Origin of the sequence: Paenimyroides viscosum, assembly GCF_003858535.1 — a bacterium.
GTDB classification, from domain to species: Bacteria; Bacteroidota; Bacteroidia; order Flavobacteriales; family Flavobacteriaceae; genus Flavobacterium; species Flavobacterium viscosum.
This window is the reverse complement of sequence record NZ_RQTJ01000003.1, coordinates 135094-157984: the sequence shown is the minus strand read 5'-3', so window position 1 is coordinate 157984 and position 22891 is coordinate 135094. Positions and strand designations below refer to the sequence as shown.

The window sequence follows — 22891 nt, the reverse complement described above, 5'->3', positions numbered from 1 at the left end:
TTATGAAGATAATAATTATTGGTTTGGGAAATTTCGGGGCTGCACTCGGTAAGAAGATGTCTAAACTCGGACATGAAATTATAGGAGTTGATAACGATATGCAGAAAGTGGAAGCCTTAAAGGAAAAACTTTCCTACACCATCTGTATGGATGCAACCGATGAGCTTTCTATCGGTAAACTGCCTTTAAACAATACGGATATTGTAATTGTGAGCATAGGTGAGAATGAAGGTGCCAATATTATGGCTACAGCCATTTTTAAAAACCGTAATGTTAAAAGGCTCATAAGTCGCTCCATTAATTCGCTTCATGAGAATGTACTGCAGGCCATAGGCGTTTCGGAGATTATCCGTCCGGAATCTGAATCGGCAGAGCGGTGGACCAAGAAGCTCAATGTGAAGGGAGTTGTGGATTCTTTTGAGCTTAATAAGGAATACAGCATTATTGAAGTAATAACACCGGCAGAACTTGTCGGAAAGACGTTCGAAGAAATTGAGTTTAAGAAAAGACATAATATTCTGGTAATGACCATTATTCAGAATAAAGAGGAAGCAAGCTTTCTTGGACAGTATAAAATCGTGCCACAGGTACAGGGGTTTCCTTCGTCTGCTACGGTTATCCAGACTAACGATGTTTTGGTCATATATGGCGCAAATGATGATATCTATAAATTTCTAAAGAAATTTAACATGGGTAACATGTAAAAACTATTAGCTGTTTAAATTAAATTCTTATTGCTCGTTAACAACTTTAAGATTTGTGTCATTAAGCTTTGTTTTAAGCCAGTTGCTCAGTCTTTCCTTATCTGTTGTAGTTGCAGATTTATATAGGATAAGCGTAGTGGTTGAAACCGAATCTTTTGTATGATAAGTCTTTACTTTACCCATTGACAGTTCTTCGATCTCCGGGAATAGTATTTCCACTTCTTTTTTTAGGTCGTTATTTTCAAATTTATAGGCTTTCAGCTCATTGTTCAAAAGATTGATTTGAAGGTCTTTTTCAGATACGTCGGTCGAACGCTTGTTTATTTCCGAAAGAATTTCTGCTTTAAGGTCAGAAGTATTCTGTTTTATGATCAATTGTGTATTTTCTATGCCGAAATTCGAAAGCCTTTTGTTGAACTGCTTTATTTCCAAACTGTCAAATTGTTTCGATAAAAATGCCAGCTCTATGGTCTTTTTCTTCGTACTGTAATTTACTTTCTTGTATATTACGGTATAGCCGTTATTGTAGAATTCAGAATTCAGGAACTTTTCAACATTTTGCGTAAATTTCTTTTCGTTCAGCAGGTTGTAAGCCAGATAAAAACTTGGAATAGTCATTACAAGTATCATTACCGTTATAGCATAGCGTAGTTTTTTATCGTACGATTTGTTGTCCGTGACAACAGGTCTGTATTTAAGGTATTTTATAATTAAAAAAGTTGCAATACCGATAAAAAAACAGTTGATGCTGTAAAGGTAAAGTGCACCAAGTAAATATTGAAGGTTAAAGGTAGCAATTCCGAATCCTGCCGTGCACAAAGGCGGCATTAATGCGGTGGCAATGGCTACTCCCGGTATTGGATTACCCTTTTCTTTACGGGTCATGGAAATAGCACCTACAATGCCACCGAAAAAGGCGATCATTACATCATATATTGTGGGTGATGTACGTGCCAGCAGCTCGGATTGGGCATCCTTAAAAGGACTTAGATAAAAATAAAGTGAAGAAACTGTAAGGCTAACAATGGTTGCTACAAGCAGGTTTTTTGCCGATTTTTTCAGTAAGCTGAAATCATAGGTAGCAAGCGAAAAACCGGCTCCGACAATAGGCCCCATTAAAGGGGATATCAGCATGGCTCCGATGATCACTGCAGTAGAATTTACATTCAGCCCTATGGAGGCTATAAGTATAGCACAGGCAAGAATCCAAAGGTTGGCACCCTTGAAGGAAATGTTTTTGGAAACATTTTGAATTACTGCACTTCTTTCTTCTTCATCAGCGTGAAGGTTCAGCAAATTTTTCAGGTAGTTCATCAGTTCTGCGTCTAGAAATTTATAATGGTTAAAGTAATAAAAATATTTTATAAGAAATAGGTTAAGATAAAATTCATTTATTGACCATCTTACTAATGCAAAGCTATTTTGAGCAAAAGGAAAAATTTTAAATTAAATACAGTTAAAGTACTGATTTTAAAAATGCGTAACTTAATTTTGTGTATGCACAAAAACAAAAATTCTAAACATAACGCATTTTTTAAGAAACTTTCATTTGGTTTTCTAACATTCGTAAAATTGTTGAAGGCAGTGTTAACGGAGAGGCAGTTTCTTTACTTTTCCTGCGTTATTGTAGCTGTCGGATCAGCACTTGCAGTTACCGTTTTAAAACTTTTTGCACATAATGTATTCCATTTTACGGTTTATATAAACCGGTTGCTCAAACTTCCATACTTAAACAGTTTGCTGCCTGTTATAGGTATCCTGCTTACGGTTCTGATAATTAGAAAATTCTTAAACGGCTCGATTGAGAAAGGTACATCGCAGATCATGATAGCAGTAGCTAAAAAATCAGGTATCATGCCCGCAAAGCAGATGTATGCTCAAATTATAACCAGTTCGCTTACAGTGGGTATGGGTGGTTCTGCAGGTTTGGAATCTCCTATCACTATCACAGGTGCCGCAATGGGATCAAACTATGCACAAGTGTTCCGCTTGAATTATAAAGACCGTACACTTCTTCTGGCTTGCGGGGTCGCGGCTGGTATTGCTACGGCATTTAATGCACCGGTTGCAGGTGTGCTTTTTGCAATTGAGGTGATTCTCGCCGACATGAGTGTATCGGCTTTTATCCCGTTAATAATATCTTCTGCTACAGGTGCAATTATGGCGAACCTTACGTTGAATGAAGGTATATTGCTTTCGTTTAAAAGGGGGCTGTTTTTTGACTATCATAATACACCTTACTATATCTTGCTTGGGGTAGTTGCCGGATTTGTGTCTGTATACCACGCCCGACTGTTTAGAAAGGTAGAACACGGTATGAGTAGGTATTCTGATAATGTTTACAGGCGTGCATTTGTGGGAGCAGCTTTGTTAGCGACACTTATTTTTTTGTTTCCTCCCTTATTTGGCGAAGGTTACGAAAATATTAAAAGCCTGGCGAATAATGAGGCTGGGTTGCTGCTGGACAATTCCCTATTTGAAGAATTTCGAAACAACCAGTGGGTTGTGTTGGCATTTGTATGTTTAGTAATGCTTGTCAAGTGTGTTGCCACAGGTCTTACTTTGGGAAGTGGAGGAAATGGCGGTAATTTTGCGCCGTCTCTTATTGTGGGTTCCTACTTGGGCTTTATCGTAGCTAAAGTTATTGGTCTGCTCGGAATCAAGAATGTTCCTCTGGACAATTTCACGGTCGTGGGTATGGCGGCACTCTTAAGCGGACTGTTTCACGCTCCGTTGACGGCAATTTTCCTTATTGCTGAAATTACAGGGGGGTACGGACTGATTATTCCCCTTATGCTGGTTTCATCAATCAGTTTTGCAATTTCCAAACGCTATGATAAGTACAGCATGGATATTCATGCCATTGCCGATCAGGGTACTGTTTTTACTTCTGATAAAGACCGTAATATATTGAATAGGATTGATATAGGGTCATTGTACATCAGTGAACTTGAAGTTGTGAACGAACCTGTCTCAATGGCAGACGTAAGAAAAGTTTTTACAGGGTTCATTCAGGATTTTGTTCCTGTAATGACAGCAAGTGGTCAGGTTAGAGGAATAATATCGTTTAAGGATATTAAGGAGCAATTGCTTTCATCTGATGAGTTTTCTCTTGAGAAGTATATTAATACCCCAAATATATCGAGTATAGACGATGGTGCGTTCATGATTATTAGTTTGATGGAACAATCTAAAAATGATAACGTACTACTTTTAAAAAACAATGTACTTATGGGATATGTGACTAAAGATTTGATTATGGATTCCTATAGGAAAAATTTGAAGAAGCTTAGGATAGAATAGTCTTCTGGAACTCCAAAGTGCAACTGATGCCAAATTTACACTGGTAAAAGAGGGTGATGATTAAATTCCTACATCAACAGAAATCTATGTATATTTGAAAAAAAAACAAATCAATTTTAGAAGTGAAAATTCGGAAATTTATTTCCGAATTTTATTTTATGAGTAGCATTATTGGATAGTTAAATTCAAGCACCAAATTATGAAAGAAATATATAATGTTGTAATGAAATATATTCCGCCAGTAGGAAGACATATAGCGGAAAGTTCTCAGATCAATTAAGAACAGAAGTAATTAATAATTTATAAACCGAAAAGGAACTTTATTTTTGCAGATCCTCTTTTTCATTAATTTACTTTTTATTTATCAAAAGTTGTGTAAAAATTAATTTGACCCTTCAATTATTTAAATAAAGGTTTTTAAATTTAAAAATGTTCTATAATTACTTTTGTTACTCTAAAAACTTGTTGTTTATTTGTAATTCCCTTTGCTCAAGAATTCAATTTTTTTTATCTGAATTAAGTCTATTTCCATAGAGAAATTTTTCTTAAATCAGATAGTAAAGAGTTCGAATTTTGTACCAGAGGGTCCACTGAATTAAAACATAACGCATTGATTTTAAAGTTAATGCGTTTTTTGTACTATTAAGTTTCACAAATTTTTCACAACAACTATATAATTAAGGCGGTCAATAACTTTTTTTTAAATTATTTTTAATCGACAAAATTCCTGTTTACTTTTGAAACATTATAAATTCATTCTTACGGATTAGAATATTATAGGTTAGGGTTAAGGCGGGGTGGTTGCCGCTTTTTTTGTTTATGTATAAAAAAACAGACTATAAAGCCTGTTTTGGCGCATCCTGAACGTTATGATTTCTATAAAAGTGATTACGATAGTTTTAAATCTGTTTCAAATGAATATGTTAAGTAGTACAGGTTATTACGGTATGGGTATAACCACAATTGCTGACTATATTTTAAAAGAAAATATGTACGATTTTGCTGGTAGCGATGTTCACCATCAGCGACATATAAATGATTTTAGTAGCGAACTTAAAGTTAAAAATGTTGATGGTTTTGAATGTTTGTTAGCTAAAAATAAGTATTTTGAAGCTACACCTTTAGAGTGAGTAAATAATTTTATTTTATAGTAACTTTTACTATTCTCAATACAGTTAAAAGAAGTTTTTCTATTCATAGATTTTTTATATAACGGCTCTTACTGGGAGATTTTGTAAGATTTCCTTACGCGTTATAAAAGCAATACATATATTATGCAGCTTATTTCTGCGTATGCGTTTAAATATCCTGATAAAGTTTCTTTGGTAGTTTAATGTAATGTATTTAACTTACTCTTTCCTGTAAGGATGCTTCGTAGGCTTTATTTCGTAACTGCTGTATCCTTCCAACGGGTTGAAATACTTCGCTACTTTCAAAAGGATTAAATGACATCTGTTCCAAATTTGGATCGTTTTTGTCTACATAATCGGTAAAAATAAATTTTCCTATACGGATAAAAGGGCTGTTTTTCCATTCCTTGTGAAGTATGTTTACTGGTTGGTCTTTTAAATTGTAGGCATATTGGATGTAGAGATTTGCGATATATTGACCCTTTTGCGCAAACAAATCTTCAACGGATGTTTGACTGGTTAATTGTTCGGGAATCAGTTTCAGCTTTACGATATGGTCACCAAATCTGTATGCGCCAATAGAGTGATAGGTAAATGAAAACACAGAATCATTTCGTTTTTTCAACAATTTTATAATGTTCTTTAAAAAATCACGTTGGAAAATGTTTGGAACGATTGTTAAAATTCTACTCATAATGCCGATTGCGCTCCAACATTTCTGTAAAAAGCCTTCTGAAAAATAGGTGTTTAATGCGGTAAATAGTTTTAAAAAGTTCGATACGTTATTGAATGGAAAAACTGGAAAATTAACGAATGGAAAATTGGCTGTTGTTTGCCCATCATCCATTAGTTTTAACGAAAATCCGTATGCTGGAAATGCGTTACCTTTTACAATTTTCATGTGAGCGTTCGATATTCTTAACGTAGCATTTAAAATGTTTACAGGAAACAATAAATGCTGTTCAAATGCTTTATCTACTAGAAACTTCCCCTGTAAAATAGCATAGGTAGTTGCATGTGCATCTCTCGTTTTATTAGGCACACGGTTTAATTCGGGTGTCTTTCTTACAAATTTCCATATAGCATCGGTAAGCTTATCTAGTAATGCCTGTTCCTTAATAGACAGTTTGTTAAATTCTGGTGTATATTTTAATTTCTCTCGCATATGGTTATAAATCAAAACACACACCATTCTAAAATGATCAGCATATAAACTACTACCCTGTTTTTTAGTATTTTGATGCTGTAGATTTTTACAGCACTTTGTAGAAAAATGAATTATGGTGTAGCTATGGTAAAAATAGCACTATAGGCGTACGGCTATCATACTGTGGGTAAGAATGATTGTATTGATTCTGAAATACATTGGAAAGAAAATTGCGGTATGAATTTAAAAAAGAAACTATGAGAGCAATTTGGAATGGAGCAGTGGGCTTTGGTCTGGTAAATATTCCCATTAAGCTGTATTCGGCTACAGATTCAAGTAAATTGGATCTGGATATGCTGGACAGTAAAGATCTAAGCAACATAAGATTTAAACGAATTAACGAGAATACGGGCAAGGAAGTGGTTTGGGAAGATATCGTAAAGGGATATAAACTAAACGATAAATACATTGTATTGGAAGATCAGGATTTTGAAGCTGCAAGTCCCGAAAAATCTAAGATATTGTCTATTTCACAGTTTGTAAAGGAAGAAGATATAGATTCCGCTTATTTTGAAACGCCTTATTTTTTGGAACCTCAAAAAAATGGTGAAGGTGCTTATAATCTGCTGCTTAAAGCGTTGATTAAAACCAAAATGGCGGGTATAGGTTCTTTCGTTTTACGTGAAAGAGAAATTTTGTGCTTGATCCGTCCGTACGAAGGTAAGGTTCTAATGGTTAACCGTATGCGTTACCCCGAAGAATTAAGGGATTTCGAAGACTTAAAGCTTCCTACTAAAGCTCCTAAAGCAGCTGAATTAAAAATGGCAGAACAGCTTATAAAGTCACTTTCGGCAGACTTTATCCCCGAAGATTTTAAAGACACCTATAATGCCGATTTGCTGAAAATCATCAAACAAAAAGCTAAAGGTAAAAAAGTGAAGTTAACCGAAATGAAAGAACCCGAAGGCAAGGCAACCGATCTTATGGCAATGCTGAAGGAAAGCCTTGAAAAGGGAAAGAAAAAGAAAACAGGATAATTTGTGTTTTAAAAAATGAGTTTGATGTAGATATTTACCACTTAAATTTTACAGTTATGCCTTTAGAAGATTATAATAATAAACGGAATTTTAAAGAAACCTCCGAACCGCAAGGAAAAGAAAAGCCGAGTGGAACTGAATTAAAGTTCGTTATACAGCGACACGCTGCTTCTAGACTTCATTACGATTTTCGCTTGGAAATGGATGGTGTGTTGAAAAGTTGGGCAGTTCCTAAAGGTCCTTCATTGAACCCCGCAGATAAAAGGCTGGCAATGATGGTAGAAGATCATCCGTATTCCTACAGAACATTTGAAGGTAGTATTCCAAAAGGAAATTACGGTGCCGGCGAAGTGGAAATTTGGGACGAAGGAACTTATGAACCTATAGAGAAGGTAAAAGGAAAAACTGATGATTTGGTAATGCGCGCCGAACTGCATAAACAGTCGTTAAAATTCATACTGCACGGTAAAAAGCTAAAAGGAGAATTTGCTTTGGTAAAAATTAAAAATTCTAAAGATGAAAACGCATGGCTGCTGATTAAACATAAAGATAAATATGCTGTTGGCGAAGATTACGATGCAGAAGAACATACTGCTAAAAATTCGAAAGTAACCGCTTATCTAAAAGAAAAGAGCAGTAAAAAAAAAAATGATTCCTCCAAAGGAATAAAGCATTTTAGAAATTATGCACCCGCACTTTCTGGTGCTACAAAACTCGCGGAATTTATACAGCCAATGTTGTGTAAAGTGGTAGAAAAACCGTTTGATGACAGTGAATGGGCATTCGAAATTAAATGGGACGGCTACCGCGCAATTGCCGATTTAAGTAAAGATGATGTACGACTGTACTCTAGAAACGGAATCAATTTTTCAAAGAAATTTAAAAAAGTAACCAATTCACTAAATCTTCAGGAACACCAAATGGTACTTGATGGGGAAATTGTAGCGTACGATGATAAAGGAAAACCAAATTTCCAATGGTTACAGCAAATTGCAGATAATCCCAAACTAGTTATTGTATATCAGGTTTTCGATCTATTGTGGTTAAACGGTCATTCGACCGAAAATTTGTCTTACCTGCAACGCAAGGAATTACTTAAAGAAGCATTGGTTGAAAATGAAATTATAAAATTTAGCGACCATATACTTGAAAAAGGCAAGGATTTTTTTCAGGCTGCAAGTGATATGGGTTTAGAAGGTATCATCGCTAAAAAGACAGTCAGCATTTACAGAGAACATGTGCGGAGTTCTGAATGGCTTAAGATAAAAATTCACAAAAGTGACGAAGCTGTTATTTGTGGTTTTACCGAACCAAAAGGTTCCAGAAAAAAGTTTGGCGCATTGATTCTTGGCAAATACCTCAATAACGAAATGGTTTTCTGTGGTCATACCGGTAGTGGTTTCAGCGATAAATCTCTTGTCGAAATATATGAAAAGCTTCAGCCGTTGGTAACCGAAAAATCTGCATTCAAAATTACTCCTAAAACCAATGCAAAAGCTACCTGGGTAAAACCTGAACTGGTTGCCGAAATTAAATTTACCGAACTTACCAAAGATCATATATACCGTCATCCTATTTTTTTAAGGTTGCGTGAAGATATCGAACCTAATAATGTAGTGTTTAATGATAATGATCCCTCAAAAAAAGAAATTATGAAGAAAGCAAATCCTACAAAGAGGACTTCTAAAGAAGATGTTGTAAAGAAAATCGGAAAACAAGAATTGAAACTCACCAACCAAAACAAAATCTATTTTCCTGACGACGATATTACCAAAGGCGATGTCATTGAATTTTATCAAAGCATTTCAAAATACATTTTGCCGCATCTTAAAGCACGTCCGCAGTCCATGAACCGTTTTCCTAACGGAATTAAAGGGCTGAGTTTTTTTCAGAAAGATGCTTCAGACGAAACACCTGATTGGATAGAAACACAGAAAGTTTTCTCTGAGAGTTCCGATAAATACATCAATTATATCATTTGTAACGATAAGGCAACATTAGCATATCTCAACAATCTGGGATGTATCGAATTGAACGTTTGGACAAGCAAAATACAGACGGCAGACAATCCCGATTATCTGGTTTTAGACCTGGATCCGTCAGAAAAAAATTCATTTGACGATGTTATTGAAACGGCGCTGGCGGTTAAAGAAGTTTTGGATCTGGCGGGAATTGAAGGATATCCTAAAACATCTGGAAGTTCTGGAATCCATATATACATTCCCATGAATGCAAAATATACGTACGAACAGGTAAAAGATTTCGGTCATTTGTTGATGCAGTTGGTTCAGCAGAAATTACCCGAATTAACAACGCTGGAACGAAGCCTTCAAAAAAGGGATAAAGATAAAATATACCTTGACTATTTGCAGAATAGGCGCGGGCAGACCTTAGCATGTGTGTACAGCCTGCGTCCAAAGAAAGGTGCGCCGGTTTCCATGCCGCTGGAATGGGCTGAGGTTAAACGCGGACTTCAGCCTACAGATTTTAATATTTACAATGCATTGAATCGTATCACGGAAAAAGGTGATCTATTTAAACCGACTTTAGGAAAAGGAATCGATATGCTAAAAGCAATTAAAAAACTATCCTGATTACGAATGTTTTATTAAGGATCACCGGGAAGTGTATATATAAACTGCGGATTTATTCCACACAATATCGTGCAGCTAATTTGTTTGTGTTTTTATTATTTTGTAATAATTTCATTAAAATAGTATTTTAAAAGTTAATTAATTATTTTATTAATATTATTTAACTTAAATATCTGTTTTTTACTTATTTGCTAATGTTATTGTATAATTTGCTTATTTCAGGTTAAATGTTAAAAAAACGTTTTTCTTTATTAGATATTATCTGCTGAATGTTCTGAGCTTAAGTAGTTAATTAACTAGATTTTGTTATGCAAAAAGGAATAAAAATTGAATGTATAATTATACTAACTCAAAATTTTAAGCTATGAATAAGGATAGAAAAGAAATTCCAGAAAACGACAAAAATAAAAACACTAGCCCAACGGATATTAAGGGAAAAGATGTACACGATGCCAACCAAACCAATTCGGGTGCAGGCGGATCACAAATAAAAGAAGGTAGTAACTTATTACCCGAAGATGCCGATAAAGTGCCCGATCAAAATTCCGATCAACAAAAAGAAATAAGAAAAGACAATCCTAAAAAGTAGCGTATGAAAGCAGCAGTTATACACGCTCCGGGTAAAATTACCTGTGACAATACCGAAGATCCGGGTATTAAAGATGCCACGGATGTGATATTAAAGGTTACGGCAACCGCAATTTGCGGATCAGATCTTCACATTTACTCCGGCGGATTTCCTCAGCCAAAGCCTATGATTTTGGGACATGAATTTATGGGAATTGTAGAAGAAGTGGGTAAAGATGTTAAGAATCTTAAAAAAGGTGATCGTGTGGTGGTTCCATTTCCAATTGCATGTGGTTCGTGCTTTTTTTGTAATAGCGACCTTCCGGTACATTGCGAAAACAGCAATCATGAACATTATGGTCCCGAAGGTGGTTTGATCGATCAGAAAGGGGGCGGATTATTCGGCTATACCGATCTTTACGGCGGCTACGATGGCGGACAGGCTCAGTTTGTTCGTGTTCCGTATGCAGATATTGGTCCTAGAAAAGTACCCGATTCGCTAACAGATGAACAAGTACTTTTTTTAACCGATATTTTTCCAACAGGTTATTCGGGTGTCGATTGGGCTGAAGTTAAAGGCGGTGAAACCGTTGTTATTTTCGGTGCAGGTCCGGTGGGCATCATGGCTGCAAAAAGCGCATGGTTGCGCAATGCCGGCAGAGTAATTATTGTAGATACATTGCAATATCGCTTGAAAAAAGCGGTTGCAGCAGCGAATTGTGAAACAATTTTGTGGACTGATGCCGAAGAAGTAGTAGAAAAAATCAGAGCAAAAACGCAGGGTAGAGGAGCAGATGTTTGTATCGACGCAGTAGGGTTTGAACCAGATCGAAACATTGTGGATCGCGCAAAAGCATTGATCAATTTCGAAAAAGGATCGATTAAGGTTCTCGAAGCCTGTATGAGTGCGGTTAGACGAGGCGGAATTGTGAGTGTTCTGGGCGTGTATCCTACATTTTATGATAATTTCCCCGTAGGTCAGTTTTTTGATAAGGGAATTACTTTACGTGGAGGTCAGGCGGTTGTTCACAAACATATCGACAAGTTGTTGCAATATGTAATCGACGGGAAGATTGTTTTGGATGATATTATTACGCATCGACTGCCATTAACTGAAGTCGCGTATGCTTACGACATCTTCAAAAACAAAAAAGAAGATTGCGTAAAAGTAGTTTTAGATCCTTGGGCATAATTTTCAACCTTAATAAATCAAACTGATATGCCAGAAGGTCCAAGCATTGTTATCGCAAAGGAAGAAATGACTGTTTTCATCGGAAAAAAAATCATCGAAGCCAACGGTAATGCTAAAATTGATATAGACAGGATAGAAGATAAGGTGCTTACCGATGTGAAGTCATGGGGTAAGCACCTGCTTCTTTGTTTTGATGATTTCACCATCCGCATTCATTTTTTGCTTTTTGGAAGTTACCTTGTGAACGAAAGTAAATCCACAGCAATACGTCTGGGACTTGTTTTTAAAAACGGATACATTAATTTTTATGCAGCTTCTGTAAAAATATTGGAAGGAAATGCAGATGCGCATTACGATTGGTCTGCCGATGTTATGAATGATGGTTGGAATTCCGCCGCAGCGCTCAAAAAACTTTCAGATAATAAACAAGAATTGATATGCGATGTACTGCTTGATCAGGATATCTTTTCGGGCGTAGGTAATATAATCAAGAACGAGGTTTTGTTTAGAACAAAAGTAAATCCAACCTCAATCGTTGGAAAAATTCCTTCTAAAAAAATAAAAGAAGTCGTAGAACAGGCAAGAATTTACAGTTTCGATTTTTTAAAGTGGAAGAAAGAATATCAACTTAAAAAACAATGGCTGGTGCATACTAAAAAGGATTGTGTGCAATGTGGTAAGGCACTGGTTAAAGAATATACAGGTAAGAAAAAACGTAGAAGTTTCTTTTGTACAACTTGTCAAAAACTATATGTATGAGCAAAGTAAAATTTCACATAGGGTGTTCAAGCTTTGCAACACCATCATGGAAATCTATTTTTTATCCGGACGATCTTCCAAAGAAAGACTGGTTTACATACTATTGCAAATACTTTAATACATTTGAATTCAACGGATCTTTCTATCGATTTCCTACTGTTTTATCTTTACAAAAATGGTTCGATAAATCGCCGCACGATTTCACTTTCAGTATAAAAGTTCCCAAAATCATAACACATACCAAGAAGTTGTTAGACTGTGAACAGGAAATAGCCGATTTTTATTCTGTTATTGCTGAAGGATTCTCTGATAAATTAGGATGTGTACTTTGGCAGTTTCCACCGGGTTTTTTGTATAGTGAAGATAATTTAAACAGAGTTGTAAATGTTTTAAACGATCGATTTAAAAATATAGTAGAGTTTAGACATGAAAGCTGGTGGAATACGTTGGTGATTGAAAAGTTGCAAAGTAAAAATACGGTTTTCTGCAATCCAAGTTACCCTGGGTTGCCTAAACATACTATCAAAAACAACAGCTGTGGCTACTTTCGCCAGCACGGCATACCAAAGTTGTTTTATTCTGAATATTCACTAACCGAAATTGAAACGCTTTATGAACAGATTCTTGCAAAAAATTATAACGAAGTATATGTTTATTTTAACAATACTGCTTCTCCTGCTGCTGTTATTAATGCGTTGCAGTTTTTAAAGTTATTAAATGACTGATGTTGTTCTGGTTTTATATACATGTAAAATCACAAAGCTAAAACTTTTTCAAGTTACCTTAAAAAAACTTAAAAGGAATTTGGTTGAAGACCCATTACCCACCTAAACAGCTATAGCGATTCGGAATTGAATCGCTTTTTTACTTTATTAAATTTTTTCTACTTAAACTTTAAGTAAGATATGTTTAAAGTTGACTTTAATACAATATTTTCATCCATACTTATCATTACATCTTCTAGTTTTATTATTTAATTTTTCATGATTTTTCTTATTTTTATTAAAGATATGCTATTAAACAATGAAATCCCAAAGGTGATGTTATTGTGTTTAAAATCAATCATTTACTTTTTTAAAAAAAGAATAATTCGAAATGAAATGAAAAATTTCATAAATAGCTATTGGTACTTTTAAAAACTCAATCCGATTACTTATTATTGAAATAACCCGTAGTGCATTGTGATTAAAATTAATTCATTGAAAATGAATATAGTAAAAAAATAAGACTCCGTAGGAGTCAAATATTTGTAACCCCGAATGAAATTCGGGGCAAACGAAATGAAACGATGTCGGGTTTTGGCGCATATTTTTGTAGCGAAACAAAGTGTAGTAAACAAAAATTGTGACAAAACGGTATTTTGATAATGCACTACGGGTTGAAATAATAAAAAACTATTCAGAACTATTTTTAAATTAATGACCACCCAAAGTAGGGTGGTCAAATATATATAAACAATTGAGCATCTCACAGACCCAATTGTTATATATAAAGGTACATAAAAATACTTTTAAATATCTGGAATTTATAAATAATTGCAATAATAGTATATTTATTAACTAAAATTTAAAAAGTGAAAGAAAAGGTACATTCAAAAAAGTTTTCTTATATAAATTTAAAGGTTTCGGTTAATCTTGAATAAAAAAAATCCAGTATATAAGAGATACTGGATTTCCTTGTGAGATAATTAATAAACTTGTTGTGTGCCCAAAAACAAATTAATTTTTGCTATAATTTGTAAACTCATTACGTCTTTTTCGGTTTTACGATGAAAATTTTTGACGTTTTCGTTTACTTTTTGTAGCAAATACTCTCGAATCACGATTAATTCTGCTTCTGTAAACATTTTAAATTAGGTCTTTAATTTATAAAGATAGTAATTTAATTAACAATAGCAGTTATATAAATATTCATTTTTTCTACCGCATCATTACAAACCGTAAGTATATAACAGTACAGCAACACCTGCAAGTATAATTATAATAATTGCTATCAGTGTTTTATTTACGGTGCTCTTTCCTCTAAACATAATTCAAAATTTTGGTGGTTAAAAGCTTCAGACACATTATAAACATCCGGTTCATCTAAATAGTATCTTAAAACAATATAAAATGTAAATGGTTCTTATCAGTTGTGGTTTTAATATGGTAATTAAATCTTACTTTACAACCTTCAATATTTTTCATAATTTCTCCTTTTTCATCAAAACAATAACCTTTGCCGGCTACCTGCATATACTCAAATAAAAATGGTAGCTGTACTTGTATTTTAACTGCTGTAACCTATCAAAAATATGGTGCTGTATATATTCATCTCATTCAAAAAACAAAGGACTATCACTATATTTCAAAAAATAATAGTTAATAATGTAGTCGGTTAAGAATGATTATTGTCAAATACCACACGTGTTTTGGATAGGCTTTCTGGAAAACTTGTGCGTATGTACTCAATCATCTGCTCGCGGATATAGCAGCGCAGGTCAAAAGCCTGACCTGCATTTCTGCAGCTCATTAAACATCGAAGTTCCATTGTACGCTCTTTAAGTTCGGTAACCTGTAAAACAGCTACCTGTCCGTCCCATAGTGTATGTCCGTTAAGTAATGACGTTAGTTTATCTCGTAACTGCTGTACGGGTACTGTAAAATCGGTATAAATAAAAACGGTACCTAAAATTTCAGCGGTTGTGCGCGTCCAGTTCTGAAAAGGTTTATCTATAAAATATTGTATCGGCAGTACCAGTCTGCGTTTGTCCCAAATGTTTACTACTACGTAGGTAAGGTTAATTTCCTCAACTTTTCCCCATTCCCCTTCTACAATCAGTACGTCGTCTAGACGTATGGGCTGTGTGAAGGCGATTTGAAAACCCGCAAGCAGGTTTCCCAAAGATTTTTGGGCGGCAAATCCTATGATAATTCCCCCGATAACTACACCAGTTAGCAGTCCGGCACCAATTTTACGCATATTGTCAAAACTTAAAAGAATAATTGCAATAGAAAATACAATGATCACGGCAACCAACAGTTTGCGTATAAATACAATCTGTGTCTGTATCTTACGTTCGCGCAGGTTATTTTCCTTGTTAATATCAAACCGGTGGTACAGATAGTCTTCCAGAACATTGATCGATTTTATGAAAACCATTGCAAAGCATACAATAAGCAATACTTCGGTAATCTTAGCTGCTATCAGCAATGCTTGTGCATTAAAACGGGCTACAGGCAACAGGCTGTTAAAAACTAGCAACGGTATAAGTATACTTAACAATCTGTTAAATCGGCGTATGAACGACCGGAATAGGGAATAAGACGATTGCGCAATGGCTTCTTTCCTCACAAGCGGGATCAATACAACTTTAATGGCAATACCTAACAGTATTGCAAATAGAATAAGCAGTACATTCCATAACCATGCAGGCAGGTCTTCAGAAATACGTATAAGTTCTTCATTCATAAACAAAACGCTTGGTATGTTGAAAATTTATTAAATTTCGATACTGTTGTAATTAAAATCCGTTGGCATACAGTACAAGGCATAAAGTACCTGTAACAATTAGTATGATAGCTAGTCGGTAGTCGCTTAATTTTTTTTCTCTTCTCATGATTTTATTTTATATGTAGTAATAGTAATTGTATTTTTTAAATAGGTAATGCTTACCGTTCAGATAAGCATTACCGGAAAAAAATGGTGAGTTAGAGTTTAATATTCTAAGAATACTCGTTAATTTTTCCTGCTGTTCATTGTTGTTTGTAATCGCTCTATTTCCTTTAAATGTGTTTCAAGGGTTGGTAAGGCATTTGCAGCTAAATTTTTTAATTCCTGATCGGTACCGTTTGCCACCTGCTGTTTAAAAAGTTCAATTGCATGGCGATGGTCTGCAATCATTTGGTTTACAAATTCCCTGTCAAAAGCTTCACCTTCCATTTGATCTAGGGTGGTGTACATTTTCTGAGCTTCTGCAGTAAGATGGTCTGAAACTTTATAACCTCGTTGTTGAGCTGCCTGTTTAAGTTTGCCGTTTACCGAGTGGTGGTCGTTTTCCATCATATCACCGTATTTAACAATTTCTGTGTTTTTACTTTTAGATCTTGCTAAAGCTCCTTTCTTAATTTCCGCATTGCCGCCTTCCAATGCCTTCATCAGAAATAATCGGTCCTGCTCGGTTCCTTTTTGTGCTGTTTGTTGTGTTTGTGTTTTTGCAGCTTCTGTTTTTTGGGCAAATGCAGTAGTGGTTGCAACTACTAATGCTGCACTTAAAATGAATTTTTTCATAATTTTTGGGTTTGGGTTAATTCTGTATTAGTTGTTTGCTGGTCTGTTATCGGGTGTTGTTGGATTTGCACCCATACCGTCATCGGGTACGCTACCTGATTGTCTATTACCAGATCGGTTGTCACCAGACTGATTATTCTGTTGAGAATTATCCACACCGCCGTCCGGGTACAGCGTATCATTTCCGTTGTACGTCTCGTCTGTTCGCTGTTCCGTACCTCCTGCCCGCGGGTAGGTTTCGCGATAATCATCATTGGTGTTTCGTTGGTCTTTACATCCCGTAAAGATTACTGCAAGTAAACCAATCAGTAAGATCCCACTGCTTTTTAATAAAAGGTCTTTCATAATTTATAGTTTTGTGAGGCATTACCTCGGTTAAAAATATTGGTAATCCATTATTAATAATAAATTTTGAAAGAGGAATTGTAATCTGTTGAATTATAAAGAGGTATCAATGAAAGTTCAAACATAATGCCACAGTTCTACAACTCCTTTAAAACCTTAAGGGTAGCCACATAACTTTAAATAAGTATATGAGGAGTATTGAACGTATTGGGGTAAAAATAGACATTTTGTAAAAAATAAGTATAATGATATTTTTTTTTAAGTAAAAAAATTAATAATATATTAAAAATTAACTATTGTTAATTATTTATTACCGAATTAACAAAATTGATTTCTGAATTTCTAAATTTAGACCGATAAAAAATGATTACGTCAATATTTTTAGAAGATCGGTACTTTAATTTCAAAATTTTCGTAACCGGCTTGTAAACCGAACAAAGTATATATGGCACCTTAAAATGTTAAATTCTTTAAGTCCTTACAGCTACAGTTTTTATCTTTTATAATTATTAATTCAAACATTTAGGGTAAGCTGCGTTTAGAGCGATCATCGGGCTGTGGTGCGGCATTTGTTCTACAATAAACGAAAGAGGAATGTAGTCGTTGTAAAGTAATCACTAAAATAATACCGTATGAAAAGAAATAATGACAAAGATGCTTCAAAGGAAATTACTGATAAACAGAAAGATCAAAATACAGGCGGTAGCCCTAAAACTTCCGAGAAAATAGATCCTATGGGAACCGAGGTAATGCAGGAAGACGACTATCAGAAAAATAAGCACGGGGAATTGCCCGAAGATGATCAGAAAGAAATTTCCGAAAAGTAAATTTCGATTGTCATGCAGATACTTCAACTACATGTTTAATCTTAATCTGTTACAGATGAATTAAAATTACATTTATGAAACCAGAAAATATATATATAGTATCTAACCGCTTACCTGTTACCGTTATGCGTACAGAAAACGGTTTTACGGTAACCCAAAGTAACGGCGGATTGGCTACTGCTTTAGGATCGGTTTTCCATCAGCAGAACAGTTACTGGATCGGTTGGCCCGGAATTATTGTAGATAATGAAAAAGAAGAACAGCTTGTAAAAGAATTGTTGGAACCGTTAAGGTGTATTCCTGTTTTTCTTTCGCAAGAGGAATTTGATGGTTATTACAACGGTTTTTCTAATGCCATTCTTTGGCCGCTGTTTCATTACCATCCAGGGCATTGTATTTTTGACGATGAATATTGGCTTGCCTACCGTAACGTAAACAGTAAATTTGGCAGTGTAGTTTCAGCACATGTTCCGCAAGATGCTTTTTTGTGGATCCACGATTACCAGCTCATGCTGCTACCGTTTTATATAAACCATTCAAACTTGTCGTACTTCCATCACATACACTTTCCTTCTCAGGAAGTATTCGGAATTATTCCGTGGAGGTCCGATCTGCTTGATGCGCTGCTTAAATGCCGGCATATTGTATTTCAAACCGAAAAAGACCGTGTTAATTTTAAAGATGCCTGCTTAAAGTATGCATCAAAGGCACATCCCGATCTTTTTAATACGCATTCCTCGCTGGGTACCAAGGTATCGGCGCATCCCATCAGTATCGACGCGTTCGATTTTTCGCAAACCGTACAAAAAAATGCGGTGCAGACAATGACACGCGAAATTCACGATGTCTTTGCCAACCAGCGCATAATATTATCGGTAGATCGGCTGGATTATTCAAAAGGAATTTTAGAGCGTCTGGAAGCATTTCGTTTGTTACTGAAAGATTTTCCGCAATACCATGAAAAACTGGTTTTACTTATGTTGGTGGTACCTTCCAGATCCGATGTTCCTTCGTATGAAGAGCACAAAAGAAAGGTTGATGAATTGGTAGGTAACATTAATTCAGAATACGCAAGTTTAGGCTGGCGTCCGGTTCATTATTACTATCAGCAGGTAAACAGAGATACTTTATGCGCATACTACGCCGCTGCCGATGTGTGCCTTGTTACTTCGCTTCGCGATGGGTTGAATCTGGTATCTAAAGAATATGTGGCGTGTAGAACAAAAAATAACGGGGTACTTATTTTAAGCGAAATGGCAGGTGCGGCAGAAGAACTTACCTATGCTTTAAAAATTCATCCGTATGACATCAAACAGATGGTCGTAGCAATTGCGTACGCATTGGAAATGGAAAAAAGCGAAGAAAACGTACGAATGACGGCACTTAAAAAGAAGGTTTTTGGTTATACGGTGTTCGATTGGCTTGATACTATTTTTCAGGAGGTGTTCTGTATGTACGAAGAATTAAAGTATTCGTTCGAACAAAATTTAAGTTCCGAACTGGCAGAACGTTTAATGATCCGCTTTAAAAATGCCGATAGCAGATACATATTGCTTGATTACGACGGCTGCATTAGGGAATTGGAACCGTATCCCGAAATGGCTTCACCGGGAAATGATATCTTGGAGTTGCTTTGTTCATTGCAGTCCGTACCAAATACACAGGTTTTGCTGGTTAGCGGCCGCAGCAGAAAAGATATGGATTTGTGGTTTGCAGATTGCGGTATAACACTAATTGCCGAACATGGCGCTTGGTTCAAAGACAACGAGTCGGGCTGGACACCGCTAACCGAAAATAGGGTGCACGACAATAGGGCATTAATTACGATTGTGGAAAAATATGCTCTTGTTTTAGAGGGATCTTTTCTGGAAGAAAAAACATCGGGTGTTTGCCTGCATTTTAAAATGTGTTTTCAAGATCAGTTGACAGAAACCATAAATAAGCTGGAAAACGAAGTTGAGGATCATATCACTAAGAACAATTTACCATATCGGTACAAGAAAACGAATGAGTTGTTGGAAATTCATTTTTCAGACTGCGATAAAGGTCAGGCAATTCAAAAATTTGTATCATTCAGTAAAAATGCCTTTATACTTGCAGCCGGCGATGACGATACCGATGAAGATATGTTTGCAGCATTGCCCAAAAACGCCTTTACCCTTAAAATAGGTAAGAAAAATACAAAAGCTAAAATCAGGGTGCAGAATGTGGGCCGTTTCATTGAATTTCTAAATCATATAGCGGTAACTACGGTAGTAAAATAATTATGAAATAAATAAAGATAGTTATGAACAGAGATGGAGCAAGAAAAAGCGTGTGGCAGGATCAGATCAGAAGTTTTTCTGTTATCACTCCTCAATTAGCTACTTTTGATGTAGTTATAGTTGGTGGCGGCATCACTGGTGTTTCAACAGCCTTGGCGCTTCAAAAAGCAGGTAAAAAATGTTTGTTGGTCGAAGCTGCTAATATTGCCTTTGGAACATCGGGCGGTACCACGGCACACCTTAACGATTTTTCGATACGTCGTTTGCTCAGGCAATTAAAATTTTGGATTGGAAAAGGCAAAATTGTTTGCTGCGGCAGGCAAGGATGCTATGGCGGTCATCAACAATAATATCGATGATTACGGTATCAGGTGTGACTTCGAAGAAAAGAACGCACAGCTTTTTGCTTTGGATGATAAACAGGCACACGAACTTGATGAAATGGGAAAAGCAGCCGCGCAGGTGCATTATCAAATGAAATACATCAGCAGTATAAATTTTCCCATCCCTTTCAAAAAGGCTGTGGAAATTTCACGGCAAGCACAGTTTCATCCGCTAAAATATATCAAGGCACTTGCAGAAGAATATATGAATCTGGGCGGCGTCATTTTCGAAGGATGTATCTGTAGGGAACATAACGAAAAAGATGGTTCTGTAATTGTAGAAACTTCAAAAGGTACATTTACAGCACAGCAGTTGGTGTATGCTACGCACATTCCGCCGGGAATAAACAAGCTGCATTTTACCAACGCGCCTTACCGCAGTTATGTACTGGCATGCACCTTAAATGATGAAAATTATCCGGATGTACTGGGATACGATCTGCAAGACCCTTACCACTATTACCGTACCCATACAGTAAATGGTAAAAAACTGCTGATAGCCGGTGGTGAAGACCATAAAACCGGACATGCCGACAATACCGGCGAATGCTTTTCAAACCTTGAAAATTACGTTCGGTCGCATTATAATGTAGACAAGGTAATGTACAGCTGGTCAAGCCAATACTACGAACCGGTCGATGGGTTTCCTTATATAGGTGTATTGCCTGGCAGTAATCGTAATGTGTTTGTTGCAACAGGTTTTAGGGGTAACGGTATGATGTTCGGCAGTCTTTCTTCAAAAATTATCAGCGATTTAATACTTCAGGGCTCAAGTAGTTATGAAGAATTGTTTAGTCCGGCACGAATTAAGCCTGTAGCAGGTTTTACCCAGTTCGTAAAAGAGCAGACAACCGTTGTAACCGATTTTATAAAAGATAAATTTTTTTCAGAGCGAATAGAATCTTTTGCAGCAGTAGATCCCGGAAATGCAAAGGTTGTTAAGTACGAAAACGAAAATTATGCGGTTTATAAGGAAGTAAACGGAAAAACACACATTCTTAAAAGTACCTGTCCGCACGCAAAATGTGAAGTACGTTGGAACAGTGCTGAAATTTCGTGGGACTGCCCGTGCCACGGATCGCGGTTTAACGTTAACGGAAAACTGCTTACCGCACCGGCTGTGAACGGTTTGCAAAAGATAAATGAAGATAAGCTGTAAAATACAGCTGTTACTTCAACGGGTTTGCCAGTCGTTACTGCCCTGCAATTGTCTGTAAACGGTATTCTAAAAAGTGTGAACAACAATACATCGTAGTTTTTTCATTACGCTGTAAATTCATTTTAATACAACAACTTAATAAATTTTGCTATGATAAATACAAAAATGCATGGGTACATTGATTAGCTGATGGGGGTTATGCTGATAGGCATTCCTTTTTTATTCGCTATACCAGATGGTGTTCCTACTACGTTACTTATAGTATTGGGAACGGCGACCATCGTGTACAGCCTAATGACCAATTATGAATTGGGTCTTGTCAAGGTGCTTCCTATGAAGGTACACCTGTTTATCGATGTGGTTTCAGGACTGCTGCTTATTGCAGCTCCTTGGCTGTTCGGTTTTGCCGACGTAATTATTTGGCCCTTTGTTGTGCTTGGAACTCTTGAAGTTGGCGCTGCACTTATGACCAAGAATAAACCGTATTCCAATAGATACGGTCAATTAGAATAACAATAAATATAAATTAATTTCTCTGCTAATAGGGCAGATTTTAAATCATTAAGAAAATCCCGGTGTTAGTAACCTGGGGTTTATTGTGTTATAAATTAGTTCTTACGTTTTATAATAAACTGATCTTTTAATGATTTGTGAGGATTATCACCTGCCATGTATTTATATAATCTTGTCTAGAGCAAATTGTAATTTTTAAAAGACAGTACACTAGCAAATAAATATAATCAATACTGCATAAGCATTTTAGTGCCTTTCAACACAAATAATTTGGATCCGTATAATAAGATAAAAAAGGGTACTACGGCGTAGGTATATTGGTAGGATTATGTGAGAATAAAAAGTCCTCCGCACCAAATTAAATATCTCACCTTTTAATTCTATCGAGTAAAAAACCCCATTAGCGGAGGACCAAAAATTGTCGGCTCATAACGGAGTTTTTATCTGAATTAATAAGGTGAGTAAACAAATATCTAAACATTTTTAAATATAGTACAACTGCTGTTGCTATAAATAAAAGTTAATAAAATTTTATAAAACATCTTAAAACCCCTTAAACTTATAAACTTCTTTTCTCATTTAATTAATAGATGTTATTTATTTAATAAAATTTACTTTACTTTCTTTTATGAAATCAAAAAAAATATTAATTAGTAAAAAAAGATAATGCTTACCATAAAGATAAGCATTACCATAAA

General features: G+C 35.7%; 20 protein-coding genes. 14 read left to right on the top strand and 6 right to left on the bottom strand.

Annotated elements, in window-relative coordinates:
• The first annotated feature begins 2 nt into the window (after nucleotides 1–2).
• Nucleotides 3–704 carry a potassium channel family protein gene (locus tag EG242_RS02810; RefSeq protein ID WP_124898400.1) on the top strand — a complete coding sequence of 234 codons (702 nt, stop codon included), beginning with the start codon at nucleotides 3–5 and terminating at the stop codon, nucleotides 702–704.
• A gap of 27 nt (nucleotides 705–731) precedes the next feature.
• On the opposite strand, the gene EG242_RS02805 is transcribed toward EG242_RS02810, so the two are convergent.
• Nucleotides 732–2018, bottom strand: a complete 1287-nt coding sequence (locus EG242_RS02805) for a DUF389 domain-containing protein (RefSeq protein ID WP_124898399.1) — start codon at nucleotides 2016–2018, stop codon at nucleotides 732–734.
• Nucleotides 2019–2201: 183 nt separating this feature from the next.
• Here EG242_RS02805 and EG242_RS02800 point away from each other — a divergent pair, with 183 nt between their 5' ends.
• Both EG242_RS02800 and EG242_RS02795 read left to right on the top strand, forming a co-directional pair.
• A complete protein-coding gene (locus tag EG242_RS02800) occupies nucleotides 2202–4007 on the top strand; it encodes a chloride channel protein (RefSeq protein WP_124898416.1) in 1806 nt (601 codons plus the stop codon).
• A gap of 914 nt (nucleotides 4008–4921) precedes the next feature.
• Entirely contained in the window at nucleotides 4922–5137 is a 216-nt protein-coding gene (locus EG242_RS02795) for a hypothetical protein (protein WP_124898398.1), read from the top strand.
• Nucleotides 5138–5351: 214 nt separating this feature from the next.
• Here EG242_RS02795 and EG242_RS02790 read toward each other — a convergent pair whose 3' ends face one another.
• Nucleotides 5352–6302, bottom strand: coding sequence for a catalase family protein (locus EG242_RS02790; protein WP_124898397.1), 951 nt, complete (start codon nucleotides 6300–6302; stop codon nucleotides 5352–5354).
• A 239-nt stretch (nucleotides 6303–6541) separates the two neighbouring features.
• On the opposite strand from EG242_RS02790, the gene ku reads away from it, so the two are divergent.
• From ku to EG242_RS02760, 6 genes are all read left to right on the top strand, one after another.
• Nucleotides 6542–7321 (top strand): non-homologous end joining protein Ku, encoded by a 780-nt coding sequence (ku, locus tag EG242_RS02785; RefSeq protein WP_124898396.1) that lies wholly within the window; start codon nucleotides 6542–6544, stop codon nucleotides 7319–7321.
• A gap of 56 nt (nucleotides 7322–7377) precedes the next feature.
• Nucleotides 7378–9915: a DNA ligase D gene (gene ligD, locus EG242_RS02780; RefSeq protein WP_124898395.1), complete on the top strand. Its 2538-nt coding sequence runs from the start codon at nucleotides 7378–7380 to the stop codon at nucleotides 9913–9915.
• A 364-nt stretch (nucleotides 9916–10279) separates the two neighbouring features.
• Nucleotides 10280–10504, top strand: coding sequence for a hypothetical protein (locus EG242_RS02775; protein ID WP_124898394.1), 225 nt, complete (start codon nucleotides 10280–10282; stop codon nucleotides 10502–10504).
• A 3-nt stretch (nucleotides 10505–10507) separates the two neighbouring features.
• Nucleotides 10508–11674, top strand: coding sequence for a zinc-dependent alcohol dehydrogenase (locus tag EG242_RS02770; RefSeq protein WP_124898393.1), 1167 nt, complete (start codon nucleotides 10508–10510; stop codon nucleotides 11672–11674).
• A gap of 27 nt (nucleotides 11675–11701) precedes the next feature.
• On the top strand, nucleotides 11702–12433 hold the full coding sequence (locus EG242_RS02765; RefSeq protein ID WP_124898392.1) for an endonuclease: 732 nt from the start codon (nucleotides 11702–11704) through the stop codon (nucleotides 12431–12433).
• The gene (locus tag EG242_RS02760; protein ID WP_124898391.1) at nucleotides 12430–13158 is read left to right on the top strand and encodes a DUF72 domain-containing protein; all 729 of its coding nucleotides are present in this window, start codon (nucleotides 12430–12432) and stop codon (nucleotides 13156–13158) included. The genes EG242_RS02765 and EG242_RS02760 overlap by 4 nt, the downstream gene beginning before the upstream one ends.
• A 962-nt stretch (nucleotides 13159–14120) precedes the next feature.
• Here EG242_RS02760 and EG242_RS14810 read toward each other — a convergent pair.
• From EG242_RS14810 to EG242_RS02745, 4 genes are all read right to left on the bottom strand, one after another.
• Nucleotides 14121–14279, bottom strand: coding sequence for a hypothetical protein (locus tag EG242_RS14810; RefSeq protein ID WP_158608839.1), 159 nt, complete (start codon nucleotides 14277–14279; stop codon nucleotides 14121–14123).
• Between the two features lie 530 nt (nucleotides 14280–14809).
• On the bottom strand, nucleotides 14810–15883 hold the full coding sequence (locus tag EG242_RS02755) for a mechanosensitive ion channel family protein (RefSeq protein ID WP_124898390.1): 1074 nt from the start codon (nucleotides 15881–15883) through the stop codon (nucleotides 14810–14812).
• Between the two features lie 267 nt (nucleotides 15884–16150).
• A complete protein-coding gene (locus tag EG242_RS02750) occupies nucleotides 16151–16702 on the bottom strand; it encodes a DUF4142 domain-containing protein (RefSeq protein WP_124898389.1) in 552 nt (183 codons plus the stop codon).
• A 27-nt stretch (nucleotides 16703–16729) separates the two neighbouring features.
• The gene (locus tag EG242_RS02745) at nucleotides 16730–17047 is read right to left on the bottom strand and encodes a hypothetical protein (RefSeq protein WP_124898388.1); all 318 of its coding nucleotides are present in this window, start codon (nucleotides 17045–17047) and stop codon (nucleotides 16730–16732) included.
• A 632-nt stretch (nucleotides 17048–17679) separates the two neighbouring features.
• Here EG242_RS02745 and EG242_RS02740 point away from each other — a divergent pair.
• The 5 genes from EG242_RS02740 to EG242_RS02720 all read left to right on the top strand — a co-directional run bounded on the left by EG242_RS02740 (nucleotide 17680) and on the right by EG242_RS02720 (nucleotide 22193).
• On the top strand, nucleotides 17680–17874 hold the full coding sequence (locus EG242_RS02740) for a hypothetical protein (RefSeq protein WP_124898387.1): 195 nt from the start codon (nucleotides 17680–17682) through the stop codon (nucleotides 17872–17874).
• 74 nt (nucleotides 17875–17948) lie between these two features.
• Nucleotides 17949–20138 (top strand): bifunctional alpha,alpha-trehalose-phosphate synthase (UDP-forming)/trehalose-phosphatase, encoded by a 2190-nt coding sequence (locus tag EG242_RS02735; RefSeq protein ID WP_124898386.1) that lies wholly within the window; start codon nucleotides 17949–17951, stop codon nucleotides 20136–20138.
• A 23-nt stretch (nucleotides 20139–20161) separates the two neighbouring features.
• On the top strand, nucleotides 20162–20488 hold the full coding sequence (locus tag EG242_RS15125) for an FAD-dependent oxidoreductase (protein WP_124898385.1): 327 nt from the start codon (nucleotides 20162–20164) through the stop codon (nucleotides 20486–20488).
• Nucleotides 20427–21680, top strand: coding sequence for an FAD-dependent oxidoreductase (locus EG242_RS15120; RefSeq protein WP_124898384.1), 1254 nt, complete (start codon nucleotides 20427–20429; stop codon nucleotides 21678–21680). Before EG242_RS15125 ends, EG242_RS15120 begins: the two co-directional genes overlap by 62 nt.
• A 198-nt stretch (nucleotides 21681–21878) precedes the next feature.
• Entirely contained in the window at nucleotides 21879–22193 is a 315-nt protein-coding gene (locus tag EG242_RS02720; protein WP_124898383.1) for an SPW repeat domain-containing protein, read from the top strand.
• The last annotated feature ends 698 nt before the right edge of the window (nucleotides 22194–22891 follow it).

Bases quoted from the DNA above. Each gene is read 5' to 3' on its own strand.
- EG242_RS02810 (WP_124898400.1), top strand. From the start codon at position 3: ATGAAGATAATAATTATTGGTTTGGGAAATTTCGGGGCTGCACTCGGT.
- EG242_RS02805 (WP_124898399.1), bottom strand. From the start codon at position 2,018: ATGAACTACCTGAAAAATTTGCTGAACCTTCACGCTGATGAAGAAGAA.
- EG242_RS02800 (WP_124898416.1), top strand. From the start codon at position 2,202: ATGCACAAAAACAAAAATTCTAAACATAACGCATTTTTTAAGAAACTT.
- EG242_RS02795 (WP_124898398.1), top strand. From the start codon at position 4,922: ATGAATATGTTAAGTAGTACAGGTTATTACGGTATGGGTATAACCACA.
- EG242_RS02790 (WP_124898397.1), bottom strand. From the start codon at position 6,302: ATGCGAGAGAAATTAAAATATACACCAGAATTTAACAAACTGTCTATT.
- ku (WP_124898396.1), top strand. From the start codon at position 6,542: ATGAGAGCAATTTGGAATGGAGCAGTGGGCTTTGGTCTGGTAAATATT.
- ligD (WP_124898395.1), top strand. From the start codon at position 7,378: ATGCCTTTAGAAGATTATAATAATAAACGGAATTTTAAAGAAACCTCC.
- EG242_RS02775 (WP_124898394.1), top strand. From the start codon at position 10,280: ATGAATAAGGATAGAAAAGAAATTCCAGAAAACGACAAAAATAAAAAC.
- EG242_RS02770 (WP_124898393.1), top strand. From the start codon at position 10,508: ATGAAAGCAGCAGTTATACACGCTCCGGGTAAAATTACCTGTGACAAT.
- EG242_RS02765 (WP_124898392.1), top strand. From the start codon at position 11,702: ATGCCAGAAGGTCCAAGCATTGTTATCGCAAAGGAAGAAATGACTGTT.
- EG242_RS02760 (WP_124898391.1), top strand. From the start codon at position 12,430: ATGAGCAAAGTAAAATTTCACATAGGGTGTTCAAGCTTTGCAACACCA.
- EG242_RS14810 (WP_158608839.1), bottom strand. From the start codon at position 14,279: ATGTTTACAGAAGCAGAATTAATCGTGATTCGAGAGTATTTGCTACAA.
- EG242_RS02755 (WP_124898390.1), bottom strand. From the start codon at position 15,883: ATGAATGAAGAACTTATACGTATTTCTGAAGACCTGCCTGCATGGTTA.
- EG242_RS02750 (WP_124898389.1), bottom strand. From the start codon at position 16,702: ATGAAAAAATTCATTTTAAGTGCAGCATTAGTAGTTGCAACCACTACT.
- EG242_RS02745 (WP_124898388.1), bottom strand. From the start codon at position 17,047: ATGAAAGACCTTTTATTAAAAAGCAGTGGGATCTTACTGATTGGTTTA.
- EG242_RS02740 (WP_124898387.1), top strand. From the start codon at position 17,680: ATGAAAAGAAATAATGACAAAGATGCTTCAAAGGAAATTACTGATAAA.
- EG242_RS02735 (WP_124898386.1), top strand. From the start codon at position 17,949: ATGAAACCAGAAAATATATATATAGTATCTAACCGCTTACCTGTTACC.
- EG242_RS15125 (WP_124898385.1), top strand. From the start codon at position 20,162: ATGAACAGAGATGGAGCAAGAAAAAGCGTGTGGCAGGATCAGATCAGA.
- EG242_RS02720 (WP_124898383.1), top strand. From the start codon at position 21,879: ATGCTGATAGGCATTCCTTTTTTATTCGCTATACCAGATGGTGTTCCT.